Source organism: Bradyrhizobium sp. 170 (assembly GCF_023101085.1).
Lineage (GTDB): Bacteria > Pseudomonadota > Alphaproteobacteria > Rhizobiales > Xanthobacteraceae > Bradyrhizobium.
Genome location: NZ_CP064703.1, coordinates 1,240,560 through 1,253,652, shown reverse-complemented (window position 1 = coordinate 1,253,652; position 13,093 = coordinate 1,240,560). Strand labels below are relative to the sequence as shown.

Genomic DNA, 13,093 nt, shown 5'->3' with positions numbered 1-13,093 from the left:
CTGCGGAAGACTATCCTCGCGAGGGAAACTTCCGCCGCTCACCACGATCGACAGCATTGAACATTGCGACCGTGGCTTTCACTCCGGGAGTTCGACTGGCGATGCTTTCAACCAGCTTCGCGATGCAAAGCCGCACACGCGGACTGGTCGTTCGCGCATAGGCCTTGAGAACGCGCAAGGCCCCCGGCTCGGCAAGCAAGCGAACCGGCGACTTCAAGCCGGGAGATCCGGCCCCGGAAGATTCGAACAGCTCGCCGACCGAAACACCCAGCACAGAAGCGATTTGCGACAACCGGCTCGCACCGACCCGGTTTGCGCCCCGCTCGTATTTCTGCACCTGTTGAAAGGTAACGCCGATCCGTTCCGCCAGCATGGCCTGGCTCATGCCGCGGCTAACCCGCAACATACTAATCCTGGCACCCACCATCGCATCGAGCGGGCCAGATTTCCTCGTCGCCATGGGCAGGCTCCCAACCGTTCAAGTTGGAACCTTAGCACAACCTCAGAGGGCCTAGGGCACTAATTTGCGATCACAGGAAGCATTTTGACGCGCTGCTCGACATTGGCGTGGTCAATCGTCAACCGGCCTTTCGGGTCGATCGCCGCCTTCATGGCCGGTGGGTGACCGGTTTCGAGGAAGTGCAGCAGCACCGCACGGCTCTCGTCCGAAAGCGCAAACAGCCCACGCATCAATTCAAAGAATCCCGGCTCTTCCGCTACATAGAGCAGTTCACGCAGTTCCGCGCCGGTATAGTGCCCCAATGCCGTCAAAAGCCATTCGGTTTGGTCATTCGGATCGCTCTCAGGCACTCGATTCAGATAATAGACGACCGATTCCGCACTCATTTCATCCCCCGGTACCTCGTGATAGCTTACAGGCCCCCCGCTCCCGGACGGCTTTTTCTGGCAGCTAGCTCCCGAGGTTAACACTGCGTGGAGCTTCGTGATTTCAGCGTGATCGCAAGCGCGGCGGGCGCCCGAAACTCAGTTCCACTGTTCCCGCCTGGTCGGGAGTGTGCCGAACCGGTGCAACTGGGCGCAGCCTGGCGCAACATCCTTCCGTCGTGCGAAGAGCGGCCGGGATTTCCCGTTGCCCCAACCGCCTCACCACGAAATCAGAAGGCCTTCGCGATGGCGCGCTGAGCGTCCTGCTGAATCGTCTTCAAATGGTTCTGGTCTCGGAAACTCTCGGCGTAGATCTTGTAGACGTCTTCGGTGCCCGATGGCCGCGCGGCAAACCATCCCGCCTCGGATTCGACCTTGATGCCGCCGAAGGATTGATCGTTACCCGGCGCCCGGGTCCGAATCGCGCTGACCGGCTCACCGGCAAGCTGGCGCATATCGAGTTGCTCCGGCCCGAGCGCCTTCAGCGCGCTCTTCTGCTTCGGCGTCGCCGGCACGTCGATCCGCTCGTAGTAGGGCACGCCGAGTTCGGCCGCGAGAGTGGCAAACAACTGGCTCGGGTCGCGGCCGGTGCGGCCGAGGATTTCGGCGGCGAGCAGCCCCATCACAATACCGTCCTTGTCGGTCGTCCAGACCGAGCCGTCGCGCTTGAGGAACGATGCGCCGGCGCTTTCCTCGCCGGCGAATCCGAACGCACCGCTGCCGAGGCCTTCGACGAACCATTTGAAGCCGACCGGGGTTTCGACCAGCTTGCGGTTCAGCTTAGCCGCGACACGGTCGATGATCGAACTGGAGACGATGGTCTTGCCGATCGCGGCCTCGCTGCCCCATTGCGGCCGATGCTCGAACAGATAGGCGATTGCAGCCGCAAGAAAATGGTTCGGGTTCATCAGGCCGCCCGTGCGCGTCACGATGCCGTGCCGGTCGGCGTCGGTGTCATTGGCAAAGGCGACATCGAACCTGTCGCGCATCGCAATCAGGCTCGCCATCGCGAACGGCGAGGAACAATCCATGCGGATTTTTCCATCCCAGTCCGCCGTCATGAAACGGAACGTCGGGTCGACGACGTCGTTCACGACAGTCGCATTGATTCCGTAATGCTCGATCAGCGGCTGCCAGTAATGAACGGCGGCGCCGCCCAGCGGATCAATCCCGATTTTCACGCCCGATGATTTGATCAGCGCCATGTCCACGGCATTGCCGAGATCGGCGACATAGGGACGGATATAGTCGTGCGGATGCGTCGAAGACGCCTTGCGGGCGCGCTCATACGGCACCCGCGCAACGCCCTTCATGTCGGCTTCCATATAGGCGTTGGCGGCCTTTTCGACCTTGGCCGTCACGTCCGTGTCGGCCGGGCCGCCATGCGGCGGATTGTATTTGTACCCGCCATCTTCAGGCGGATTATGCGACGGCGAGATGACGACACCATCGGCAAGTCCGCTCGTTCGGCCTTTATTGTAGCTCAGGATCGCATGCGAGATGACGGGCGTCGGCGTGTAGCCGCTGCGCTCGTCGATCATGATGTCGACGCCGTTGGCGGCAAACACTTCCACCGCGCTCGCCAGCGCCGGCTCGGCGAGCGCATGGGTATCGATGCCGATGAACAGCGGGCCGGTCAGCCCGGTTTCGCGGCGGTGGTCGCAGATCGCCTGCGTCGTCGCCAGGATATGGTTTTCGTTGAAGGAATTTTTCAGCGACGTCCCGCGATGACCCGAGGTTCCGAAGGCAACGCGCTGGGTGGGATCAGAGGGATCCGGTTTCGACGCAAAATAGGCCGTTACCAACCGCGGCACGTTGACAAGGGAGGCGGAATCGACCGGTTTGCCGGCAGCGGGATTGGGGGCAGTCACATGACCTCACGGAATGGGTGGTTTCGCCGGACTATACGTAGAAGCGATGGCGTGGGCAAAGTTGGGCATTGCTCCTCCGAAGCGGGCCGATGCAGCTGCCTCCAGACTAGTAAACGCCGCGCTGCCGAGACGGTTTCCTGTCGCCGCCCTGCGTGAAATACGGGTTGTTCAGGCACTGCGCCGCGCGGCCCGATGCGGACGCCGCGCACTGCGCCAGCGAAGTAAAGCTGCAGTCGATATAGCCGCCGCCAATGGCGTAGGTTTGCAGGCAGACAGGGAAGTTCGGGTCATAGGTCTGGGCGCGCGCGGGCGCGGCGACCAGCATCATCCCGATCGTCAGAATCGTGCAAGCCAATACGCGCATTGGGGCTCCTTCAGGACAGGTAGATAAGACAATGGGGGAGAGCTTGGCTACTTCCTGTCCACAACAGATAGGAAGCAATAGGATATCAGCCACCTCAAAGGCGCCGCTCGCTTGGCGCTCTACGACAGATGCGGCCGGGCAGATCGGAAGTCCCCGTCCGTATCGGTGGCTCCTCGTAAGCGGTACGCGCTCCGGGTGTTCAGCTTGGGGACAGCCGTTACGCTGGCAGGTTGCTCGGCCCGTATCTCAGGCTTGTTGAAGCAGGGGTGGCCGAGCCGCCGCAACGCGCCTGGTAAGTCTTCAACGCGAGACGCATGTCGTCCGGCAACGCAATCGATTTGTGATCCACCAGCGACGTCGTCACGGTCACGAAGGTGGCGCGTACGCACTCGGCGCCATCCTTGAACGCGTGAACCGTGAGCTTCACCGAGGTGCGTCCGATATCGCGCACGATGACCGCGACGTCGAGGACGTCGCCGATGCTGCTGGGCTTGGCGAAATCCGCCGAGACGTGCGCATAGCCGAGGCCGGTCCGCCGCGTTCCGACCAGCTCATGATAAGGAAGCCCCAGCGCATCGCCGTACCAGTCCTCGATCACACCGTTGAACAGGTTGAGATACTCCGGCGTGTAGACGATTCCGGCCGGATCGCAGGAGCCGAAGCGTACCCGAAGGCGCGTGCGCCAGATGCCGCCCGGCAGTTCGGAGAGTATCATGGATTCAAAACGGGCCATGCAAGGCGCTCATTTTAGTTTAGGCATAAAGTATTATTCTATAACCGGGGCGACGCGCAAAGTCGAGCGTTGAAGTCTCCGTACGCCGTGCCCCCCGCTCAATCGGCGGTCCGGCGTGGAGGCGCAGAGGCGTCAATTTTCGAAGAAATTCAGGTTGTTTCCTGCATGGGTGGGCCCGCCACGCTTGCCCAGCCACGATACCCTCCGCTACGGTCGAGGTGCAGGAGGCAACCGAATCCGGGGAGCGAGGTCGTTCACGCCTCTTGCGTGCCGAGAACTTGATTTGGTCCTAAAGGATATACACGTTCGCTTCAGAACCTTTTTGGTGCCGATCCGCTCGGCTGCACAGGGAATGTCGGGAGGCATGGGTTGATGGCCGGCAAGGAGATCGCGCTGATCGACGAAGAGAACATGACCGGAGCAGACACCGACAACCGCGCCCAGGTCAGGGTATGGCTTCGCCTCCTTGCCTGCACGTCCCTGATCGGCGCCGAGCTTCGCCGTCAGTTCCGCGAAGAGTTCGACTTCACGATGCCGCGCTTTGACGTGCTGGCGCAGCTCGATCGCGAGCCTGTCGGACTGGTGCTGGGCGAGCTGCCAAAGCGGTTGATGGTCACGGCCGGGAATCTGACCCCGATCGTGGATCGCCTGGTCGAAGACGGCTTCATCACGCGGTCGCCGTCGCCGCTCGACCGCCGTGTGCAGATCGTCTGCATGACGTCCGCGGGCAGGAAGGCGTTCAGGCGGATGGCAAAGAAGCACGGCCTGTGGCTGGCTTCGCTGTTGGCCGAGGTTCCGAAAGGAAGGCTCGACGGATTGGTTAGCGAACTCGACGACCTGAAGAACGCCGTGAAGCGCGCGACGGAGCAAGCCCGCGCCTGATCTGCGCCGCAAGGCTAGCGGCGCAGTCTGTACCCCGCCGCATCACGATCCCAGATGTCGGGCGTTTTTCCGGCCTCGCGCAGCGTGACCTTTCGGATCTTGCCGTTTTCGGTCAGCGGCATTTCGGTGACGATCCGGACAAAGCGCGGCACCGCGAAATAAGCCATCTTGCCCTCGCAGTGCCGGACGGCATCGATCGGCTCCAGCGCATGGCCGGGTTCGAGCTGGACGGCCGCCGCAACCTCGTCCTCGCCGAGCTCGGACGGCAGCGGATAGACGGCGCAGGCAGCGATTGCCGGATGCTTCAACAGCACCTGCTCCACCTCCCAGGATGAAACATTCTCGCCGCGCCGGCGGATGGAATCCTTCATCCGGTCGACGAAGCGGTAGTGGCCGTCCGCATCGCGCACGACGCGGTCGCCGGTGTGAAACCAGAGATTTCGCCACGCTTCGGCCGTCTTGTCCGGCATTTCGAAATAGCCCGTCGAGAATGCGAGCGGATCGCGCGCGCGTAGCAGCAGCTCTCCGGCCTCACCGTCAGGGAGAGGCACATCGTCGGGACCGGCGATGCAGGCCTCCACGCCCTCGACGAGATGGCCCATGGTGCCGGGGCGATCGGACGGGATCGTGCTTGCGAACACGAAATTCGTTTCGGTCGAACCGTAACCGTCGAGCAGCGGCACGCCGAAGCGTTCGAGAAACGGGCCGTGAAACTCGCCGGGGACACCGCCGCCGAGCGCGACCCGCAGGAAGTGCGCGGTGTCGTCGGCGGATTTCGGCTGCGCCAGCAGCATCACGGCCATCGCGCCGAGGAGATAGCCGATTGTTGCCTGATGCCGTCGCGCCGCGGCCCAGAAACCGGAGGCGGAGAATTTCGGCTCCAGCGCGTAGGTGCAGCCGTTCAGCAGCGCCTGATAGAACGCATTCAGCGCATTGGTGTGGAACAGCGGCAGCGTCGTGAACAGCACGTCGCCCTCGCGGATGCCGAGCGCACGCGCCGAGTAGACGCCCCACCAGAACATCTGCGCCTGCGGGCAGCAGACCCCCTTGGAAGGACCTGTAGTGCCGGACGTATAGAGGATCGCGACCATGTCGTCCGGCCGCACCGGCGCGGGCGATGCTCCCTCGCCGAGCGAAGGCAGCGGCGTGATCGATCCCGATACCGCCGGAGGCACAGCACCTTCTCCGATCATCCAGATAAGATCCGGCAGCGCGACATCACGATCCAACGTTTCGATGGCTGGCAGAAAGCCGGACTCGATCACCAGCAGCTTCGGCATGGAGTTGCGCAGGATGTGGCTGAGCTGGATGCCGCGCAGCGCGGTGTTGATCGGCACGGTCACGGCGCCCATCCAGGCGCAGCCGAGATAGACTTCCAAAAATTCCGGCCGGTTCGAGCACATCAGCGCGACGCGGTCGCCGGCCTGAATTCCGGCGCGCATCAGGCGGGCCGCGGATGCGGCGGCGATTGCGGCCGTCTCGGCATAGCTCCATCGTGTTTCGCCGAAGACGAACAGCGTGCGGTCGCGGTATTGCGCGGCTTGCCGCGTCAGGATGGTCGAGAGAACCCGGTCTACCGGCGGGAAGCGCTCGACCGCCTGCGACCAGATCGGCGCATCTGACCGCTGCCTGGCCGCGCCGCTATCACCTGCCTGCACACGCACTTCCCAAAGGTTTCGCCGGGCTGGTCTGCGATAGATCGCTCTTGGCCGGCAAGATAGTTTAGGCTTAAAGTATTCACGAAAGCTGCCGCCGCAGCAAGGGGCTGCGCGCGGGTTCCGGCTGCCGTCCCTTGCGGCGGCTGGAGGCACGAACAGGAGCGACGTCCGCAATGAGCCTCGACACTTCGTATCGATCGCCATCCGATGCTTTCGCGGCCACGGCCAAAAGGCGGCCGAATGCGCCATTCCTGCTGGCGCCTGCAAGCGCGGGACTGCCCTACGCACCGGAAGGATTCAAGATCGAATACGGCGCGTTCAAGACCGAGGTGGATCGGCTGCGCGCGGAATACGCGGCGGCCGGCTATGGACGCGGGGCGCGAGTTGCCTTGCTGCTCGAAAATCGCCCGGTCTTCTTCCTGCACTGGCTCGCGCTCAATGCGCTCGGGGTTTCGATCGTTCCGATCAACCCGGACGTCCGGCCCGACGAATTGTCCTTCCAGCTTGAGCTGTCGCAGGCTGACCTGCTGGTAGCGACGCCGGATCGCATGCAGGTGACGAAGGGAGCGGCGCTCGGGCGCGCCCGCCTGATCGATACCGACAGCCGAATTCCCCAATGCCAGACGGACATCGTCGCGCAGAATGCCGAGTTCAACGGCGAATGCGCGCTGCTGTTTACGTCAGGCAGCACCGGCAAGCCAAAGGGCTGCATGCTCTCGAATCGCTATTTCCTGCAGGTCGCCGACTGGTATCTCGCGCAGGGCGGCGTGGCCGCGCTGCAGCCGGACCGTGAGATCAACCTGACGCCGCTGCCGATGTTTCACATGAACGCACTCGGCTGCAGCGCCGTCGGCATGATGGTGCTCGGTGGCGCCGTGGTTCCGTTGGACCGCTTTCACGCCAACCGCTGGTGGCAGTGCGTGGCCGATAGCGGCGCGACCGTCGTGCACTGTCTCGGCGTCATCCCCGCCATTCTGCTCCAATTGCCCGTGACAGAAGTGGAACGGCAGCACCACGTGCGCTTCGCCTTTGCGCCCGGCGTCGATGTCCGCCACCGCGCTACCTTTGAGGAGCGCTACCGCATCCCGATCGTCGAGGCCTGGGCGATGACGGAGACCGGCGGCGCGGCGGCCACGACCACGTCGCGCGAACCGGCAGGCTTTGGCGCGCGCTGCGTCGGCCGGCCATCTGAAGGCATGGAGTATCGCCTCGTTGACGATCTTGGCGCCGATGTCGCGCCCGGAAAACCCGGCGAACTGCTGGTCCGCGCCAAGGGCGACGATATCAGGGCCGGCTTCTTCAGCGGCTATCTGAAGGACGAGGAAGCGACCGAGGCGGCCTGGCAAGGTGGCTGGTTCCACACCGGAGACCTCGTCTTCGCCGACGAAGACGGGCTGATGTATTTCTTCGATCGCAAAAAGACCATCGTGCGGCGCAGCGGCGAGAACATCGGCGTGCTCGAGGTCGAAAGCGCGCTCTACATGGATACGCGCATCGGCGGCTGCGCGGTGACGCCCGTTCCCGACGACATCCGCGGCGAGGAAGTTTTCGCCTTCATCGTGCCGAGTGAAAAGATCGATGACGCAGATGCGCTCGCGGCCTCGATCGTCAAGACCTGCGCCGAGCGGCTCGCCTATCACAAGGTGCCCGGCTATATCGCCATCGTCGACGAACTTCCCTTGTCGTCAACGCGCAAGCTCGCCCGGGGCGAGATCAAGACGCTCGCGGCTGCGGCCGTCAGTGCCAACCGCGCGATCGACATGCGCGCGCTCAAGGCGAAGCTGCGCCACGCCTAAGCCATCGGCCGCCGGCTGCCGGCTGCCGTCACGGCAGCAGCTTGTACTTCCCGTTTTCGATCTGGACCAGGATCCGCGCACGGCTGTCAACGCCGTGGCGGTCGGCCGGCGTGTAGGTGTAGATGCCGTGCGCGCCCACGACATCCTTGGTCGTGAACAGCGCCTCGCGTAGCGCGTTGCGGAAAGCCGGCGTGCCGGGCGCAGCGCCCGTCGCCTTTGCGCGCTTGGCCGCATCCATGAACACCAGCCAGCCATCGAAGGCATAGGGCGAGAACGCGTCGGCCGGCGCCTCGCCATTGGCCTTCTCATAGGCCGCACGGAAGGCGAGAACCACCTTGCGGATCGGATTGCTCTCGGGAAGCTGTTCGCCCGCCGTCACCGGCCCGGTCGGGCAGATGATGCCCTCGGCGGACTTGCCGGCGAGCCGCAGAAAATCCGCACTGATCATGCCGTGATTGCCGTAGAGCGGACCCTTGTAGCCACGTTCGGCCAGCGCGATCACCGGCAGCGCGCCGGGCGTTCCGGTTCCGCCCAGCATGATCGCATCGGGACGCAAGGAGACCGCACGCAGCACCTGCGCCGTGACCGAGTTGTCGGAACGCGCATAGCGTTCGTTCGCGATCACCTTGATCTCGGCCTTCTCAGCGGCTTGCAGCAGCGAATTGTACATCAGGTCGCCAAAAGCGTCGGAGAAGCCGACGAACGCCACCGTCCTCACGTTGCGGCTCTTCATGTGATCGACGATGCCCTGAACGAGAAGCGGCGTCGGCTGCGGCGTTTGCACCACCCACGGCCCTCCCTCCCCGGCCGGCACCGGCGCGATCGGCGAGACCGCCACCATCGGCACCTTCATCTCGATGGCTGCGGTAGCCATCGCCAGCGTTTGCGGTGCGCCTGAGGTGCCGATCAGGAAGTCGACCTTTTCCTGCTCGACCAGCTTGCGGGCGTTGCGCGTCGACGCGGCCGGGTCCGAACCGTCGTCGAGCTGGATGACGCGAACTTTCTCGCCGTCGATCTCACCGATATAGGCCTGGCCCGCCGCAAGCCCCTTGGCGTTCGGCACGCCAATCGAGGACACCGGTCCGCTCAGGCCGGTGACGAAACCGACGAGGATTTCGGCGCGCACCGGCGTGATCGCGCCGAGCAGGAGCGCGGCGCCGATCAACAAAGTCTTTTTGTTTTTCATGATCTCACTCGATGTGGACGAATGGGCTCAACCCTGCCCTGGTACCAGCGCAAGGACGCGCAGCGGACTGCCGGAGCCGTTTTGGATCTTGAGCGGCGCGGCCACGATCACCGCACCGGTCGGCGGAAGCTGATCGAGATTACACAGGCATTGCAGGCCGTAACGCCCGCCGCCGTGCAGGAAATGGTGCGCCGGATAAGGCGGATCGAGATGACCGGCCTGGCCGGCATCTGTCCCGATCGTCTCGGTGCCAAGGCCGATGATGCCGCGCTCCTCGACCAGCCAGCGCATCACCGCGGCATCCGGTCCGGGCGTGTGGGCGCCGTCGTCCTTCAAATTGGCGTAGTCGCGCCAGCCTTTCTTCGACCAGTCGGTGCGCAGCAGCACCCAATGCCGTTCCGGAATCCGCCCGTGGCTTTTTTCCCAGGCCTCAATGACCGGTATCGTCAAAAGAAAATCCGCATCCTGTGCAGCCTGCGCCGAGCAATCGATCACGCAGGCCGGCGCGATCATGTCGCGCACCGGCAGCGTGTCGACCGAATTGTTCGGCAAGTCCTTGCCGGTGAACCAGTGGATCGGCGCATCGAAATGCGTGCCGGTGTGCTCGCCAAAAGTCAGGTTGTTCCAGTACCAGGCAGGACCACTCGCGTCGTAGCGCGAAATCTGCTGGATGCGCACGGGCGCGGCCTGACCAAACTCGGGCGGCAGCACGATGACCGGGAAATCTGGACTGAGCGTAAACGTCAGATCGACGACGCGCACCGCGCCGGATGCCACCGCGCCGGCAAATTGCATGAGACCATTGCTGTCCATTGCGCTTCTCCCGTTTCTAGCAAAGCCGCCTACGCCCCGAGTTCACGCTCGACCGCCTTGGGGTTGGCCGCAAGGCGCTGGCGAATGTCCTCGGCGACATCACCCACGAACACATCTTCCAGGCCGCGCTTGAGCGCCGACACGATTGACGACGCAACCACACGCGGAGCGACCTTCGGCGGCGGCACCGTCTGGAACCATTCGATATCGAGCGGCCCCGTGAACACGTTCACCACCTTGACGCCGCCCGGGCGAAGCTCCGCCCGCAGGCAGTGCGACAATGAGAGACAAGCTGCCTGCGACGCCGAATACGCGCCAAACATCGGCCAGTTCGCCAGTGCATAGACCGACAGGATATTGACCCAGGCGGCGGCGCTGTTGACGCCATCGGAGCCCCGCATCCGCATCGCCGGCCCGAACGCCTGCGCCAGATGCACGAAACCGAGATAGCTCTGGTCGATCTCGTCGCGCACAACGCTGGTGCCTTGCCGATCGAGCAGCCCGCCGGCGCGGACATGTTCGGTGGTGTTCACGAGGATATCGACCTTGCCGCCGATGTCGGCCGCGAGATCCGCGACGGACTTCTCGTCGCCGATATCGAGCGGCACGATCTGAACGCCCTCGAGCGCCCGCAGCGCATCCTCGCCGGGGAACGGTTTCCACGGTTCGGCGACGCCGACGAATACGATCGATGCACCGGCCGCCTTCAGCACGGCCACCGCTTCCTGACCGACGATGCTCCGCCCGTTCGTCACCAGAACGCGCCGGAATTTCGGATCAGCCGTCATCTCACGCCATTGCCTGTCGTCCGCCATGTTGGAGGTCTCCCGTTCGGGATGCGCGAAGGCTACCGCCTGCCCGCTTTTGTCCAGTTGAAACGACATCACGACCGGCTGCCCTTCTTCGCAATCGGCGTGCAGGTGCGCGACCAGCCTAGGTCCGCATTCCATTGCGACCAGGCCGACGCGCCACGGCGCACGCTCGCGGAAATGCACGTCGGCCGGAATGTGCAGCGTGGTTTCCGACAGCAGCGTGCCACGCCGCGGTGCGTCCGCGAAGACGAGATCGGCGGAAAGGCACGTAGGGCACGCATCGCGCGCCGGATAGCAGAACGTCCCGCAGGCGCCGCAGCGCTGCAGCATGAAGCGGCCCTCGGCGGCGGCCCGTGTAAAACCGTGCGACGCGCGGCTGCGCGCGCGTGGCGGCGACGTCGGCAGCCGCGTCCGTTGCAGCGGATTCTTCCGGCGCGGTTTTACGATCGGTTCGATCATGCGCCTGGTCCCGCGAGGATCGCCGCGCCTGAAGCGAGGCCGCGATCATAGTTGATCATTCCAAAGCCCGACGCCAACCCGATCCGCGCATCCCTGACCTGGGTCGGACCGGCCTGCCCGAGCACCTGGCGCAGCGCCTCGACCACCCCGAGATAGGCGCCGCCCGCGCCGGCCTGGCCGACCGAGAGCTGCCCGCCCGAGGTGTTGTGCGGGAAGCTGCCGTCGATCGTGAGATCATGCTGCCGCACGAAGTCCGGCCCCTCGCCCTTGCGGCAGAAGCCGAGATCCTCGAACTGCATCATCGAGATGACGGGGTAATCGTCGTAGGTCTGGACGAAGTCGAGATCATCGGGCTTGACGCCGGCCATCGCGTAGAGCTCGTCGACATCGATCGCCCACCCGCCCCGCACCTGAACGGGATCGTCGCCGAACGCATTGTGGCGCTCGATCGTTGAGAGAATTTTGGCGGCAGGCAGCTTCAGCGAAGCGGCGACGTCCTCGCTCATCACCAGGAACGCCTCCGCGCCGGCGCAAGGCATCACGCAGTCGAACAAATGGATCGGGGCGGCGATCGCCCGCGCCGATATGTATTGCTCGATTGTCAACGGCGCTTTCATCAGGGCATGGGGATTGCGAAGCGCGTTGCTGCGCTGCGCCACCGCGATCTTGCCAAAGTCCTCGCGCCGCGCGCCGAACGTTCGCATGTAGTTGCGCGCGATCAGCGCAAAGCTCGCATTGGCGCCGCCGGCGCCATAGGGATAGACGGCATCCTGGTTGAAGCGCGAGAAATTTTCGAGCGTGTAGCGGAAGGAATCGACGTGGTTGGTATCACCGGCGACGCAAGCCACGATGCGCGCATCGCCCGCCTGCACCGCCCGCGCGGCGCGGCGGAGCGCGGCAATCGCGCTCGCGCCCCCGAGCGGAATGGTGTCGATCCATCGCACGCACAGGCCAAAATGCTGGGTCAGGCTGATCCCGCTATCGAGCCCCGCCGTAAAACTCGAAACACAGAGCCCGTCGATATCTCGCGGCGTGATCCCGGCCCCATCGACCAGCGATTTCAGCGCGCGGCCGATCCACCACTGCGCGCTCTCGATCGAGTAGCGCGTGTAGGGAATCGTCACAGGGACCGCCATCACGACCCGATCATAAGGTGTTCGGACGGAGCTCTGCATCGGACTACCGGGTTCCTGTGAGCGGTTCAGAGCACGGTCAGTTTGACGTCGATATTGCCGCGCGTTGCGTTGGAATAAGGGCAGCGCTCGTGGGCGCCGGCAACGACTTCCTCGGCGACGGATTTCTCCAGTCCGGGGAGCAGCACCTTGAGTTCGACGGTGAGCGCGTAGCCGACCGCGATCGGTCCCATGCCGACCTTGGCGGTAACGGTCGGTTCTGCCGACGACGTGATCTTGCGGGTGCGCGCGACAAGTTTTACCGCGCCGAGGAAGCACGCCGCATAACCGGCAGCAAAAAGCTGCTCCGGATTGGTTCCCGGTCCGCCCGGCCCGCCCAGTGATTTCGGCAGCGACAGCGACACCGACAAAAGACCGTCGTCGCTTCCGGCCTTGCCGTCGCGCCCGCCGGTCGCAGTCACTTCGGCTTCATACAAAATCTTGTCTGGCTGCAGCATGTCT

Annotated in this window: 13 protein-coding genes; 2 read left to right on the top strand and 11 right to left on the bottom strand. The window is 64.1% G+C overall.

Going from position 1 to position 13,093, the window contains the following annotated elements; genetic code table 11:
• Positions 1 to 10: 10 nt before the first annotated feature.
• From IVB05_RS06020 to IVB05_RS06000, 5 genes are all read right to left on the bottom strand, one after another.
• On the bottom strand, positions 11 to 460 hold the full coding sequence (locus IVB05_RS06020) for a helix-turn-helix transcriptional regulator (RefSeq protein ID WP_247783508.1): 450 nt from the start codon (positions 458 to 460) through the stop codon (positions 11 to 13).
• Between the two features lie 59 nt (positions 461 to 519).
• Complete coding sequence (locus IVB05_RS06015; RefSeq protein ID WP_247783507.1) at positions 520 to 846, bottom strand: hypothetical protein; 327 nt, start codon at positions 844 to 846, stop codon at positions 520 to 522.
• 269 nt (positions 847 to 1,115) lie between these two features.
• A complete protein-coding gene (gene pgm, locus IVB05_RS06010; protein ID WP_247783506.1) occupies positions 1,116 to 2,756 on the bottom strand; it encodes a phosphoglucomutase (alpha-D-glucose-1,6-bisphosphate-dependent) in 1,641 nt (546 codons plus the stop codon).
• Between the two features lie 106 nt (positions 2,757 to 2,862).
• Positions 2,863 to 3,120, bottom strand: coding sequence for a DUF3551 domain-containing protein (locus IVB05_RS06005; RefSeq protein WP_247783505.1), 258 nt, complete (start codon positions 3,118 to 3,120; stop codon positions 2,863 to 2,865).
• Positions 3,121 to 3,337: 217 nt separating this feature from the next.
• Positions 3,338 to 3,853: a thioesterase family protein gene (locus IVB05_RS06000; protein ID WP_247783504.1), complete on the bottom strand. Its 516-nt coding sequence runs from the start codon at positions 3,851 to 3,853 to the stop codon at positions 3,338 to 3,340.
• 372 nt (positions 3,854 to 4,225) lie between these two features.
• On the opposite strand from IVB05_RS06000, the gene IVB05_RS05995 reads away from it, so the two are divergent.
• Positions 4,226 to 4,735: a MarR family transcriptional regulator gene (locus IVB05_RS05995; RefSeq protein ID WP_247783503.1), complete on the top strand. Its 510-nt coding sequence runs from the start codon at positions 4,226 to 4,228 to the stop codon at positions 4,733 to 4,735.
• A gap of 14 nt (positions 4,736 to 4,749) precedes the next feature.
• Here the strand turns inward: IVB05_RS05995 and IVB05_RS05990 are convergent, their stop codons facing one another.
• The gene (locus tag IVB05_RS05990; RefSeq protein ID WP_247783502.1) at positions 4,750 to 6,393 is read right to left on the bottom strand and encodes an ATP-dependent acyl-CoA ligase; all 1,644 of its coding nucleotides are present in this window, start codon (positions 6,391 to 6,393) and stop codon (positions 4,750 to 4,752) included.
• A gap of 173 nt (positions 6,394 to 6,566) precedes the next feature.
• On the opposite strand from IVB05_RS05990, the gene IVB05_RS05985 reads away from it, so the two are divergent.
• On the top strand, positions 6,567 to 8,189 hold the full coding sequence (locus IVB05_RS05985) for an AMP-binding protein (RefSeq protein WP_247783501.1): 1,623 nt from the start codon (positions 6,567 to 6,569) through the stop codon (positions 8,187 to 8,189).
• Positions 8,190 to 8,217: 28 nt separating this feature from the next.
• Here IVB05_RS05985 and IVB05_RS05980 read toward each other — a convergent pair whose 3' ends face one another.
• The 5 genes from IVB05_RS05980 to IVB05_RS05960 are packed head-to-tail and all read right to left on the bottom strand — an operon-like array spanning position 8,218 to position 13,089.
• Positions 8,218 to 9,375: an ABC transporter substrate-binding protein gene (locus IVB05_RS05980; RefSeq protein ID WP_247783500.1), complete on the bottom strand. Its 1,158-nt coding sequence runs from the start codon at positions 9,373 to 9,375 to the stop codon at positions 8,218 to 8,220.
• 27 nt (positions 9,376 to 9,402) lie between these two features.
• On the bottom strand, positions 9,403 to 10,188 hold the full coding sequence (locus IVB05_RS05975) for a cyclase family protein (protein ID WP_247783499.1): 786 nt from the start codon (positions 10,186 to 10,188) through the stop codon (positions 9,403 to 9,405).
• A 29-nt stretch (positions 10,189 to 10,217) separates the two neighbouring features.
• Positions 10,218 to 11,459 (bottom strand): SDR family NAD(P)-dependent oxidoreductase, encoded by a 1,242-nt coding sequence (locus IVB05_RS05970; protein ID WP_247783498.1) that lies wholly within the window; start codon positions 11,457 to 11,459, stop codon positions 10,218 to 10,220.
• Positions 11,456 to 12,634, bottom strand: a complete 1,179-nt coding sequence (locus tag IVB05_RS05965) for a thiolase family protein (protein ID WP_247783497.1) — start codon at positions 12,632 to 12,634, stop codon at positions 11,456 to 11,458. The genes IVB05_RS05970 and IVB05_RS05965 overlap by 4 nt, the downstream gene beginning before the upstream one ends.
• A gap of 26 nt (positions 12,635 to 12,660) precedes the next feature.
• Positions 12,661 to 13,089 (bottom strand): organic hydroperoxide resistance protein, encoded by a 429-nt coding sequence (locus IVB05_RS05960; protein WP_346771830.1) that lies wholly within the window; start codon positions 13,087 to 13,089, stop codon positions 12,661 to 12,663.
• Positions 13,090 to 13,093 lie beyond the last annotated feature (4 nt).